The organism is Pseudomonas oplopanacis (assembly GCF_057128725.1).
Window position 1 is genome coordinate 1 of the sequence record NZ_JBSKHV010000058.1, and the last position, 511, is coordinate 511.

1 protein-coding gene is annotated in these 511 nt (G+C 68.1%); it reads left to right on the top strand.

What is annotated here, in order from left to right; all coding sequences use genetic code 11:
- Positions 1-511 (top strand): substrate-binding domain-containing protein (locus ACWKV5_RS29705; protein ID WP_483844162.1); only part of this gene is annotated, 511 nt, incomplete at both ends.

Consider the following 511-nt stretch of genomic DNA (forward strand, 5'->3'; position numbering starts at 1 on the left):
CGTGCGGCAGAAGTTGCAGGCGGCCGGCGTACCGGTAGTGGAAACCTGGGACATCACGCGCAACCCGCTGGACATGCTGGTGGGCTTCTCGCACCAGAAGGTCGGCCAGGCGGCGGCGCGCTATGTGAAACAACGCGGCGCAAAGCGCCCCGCCGTCATCACGCCGAGCGACCGCCGTGCACAGGCCCGCGCGCAAGCCTTCGTGAAGGCGTTCGGCTCAGAGGCCGACATTCCCGTGATGGCCGCCGAATCCCCCGCCAGCCTCGGCGACGGCCGGCGCGCACTGGGCATATTGCTAGAGCAACATCCGGACACCGACGCCATCTTCTGCGGCGCAGACATCCTTGCGCTCGGCGTGCTGATGGAGGCGGAACATCGCGGCATTGCCGTGCCGGCGCAACTCCGCGTGGTCGGCTACGGCGACCAGGTGTTCGCCAAAGACACCACGCCCGCGCTCACCACCATCCGCATCGACGGCACAGGCATCGGCAAGCTGGCAGCGACGTTGCTG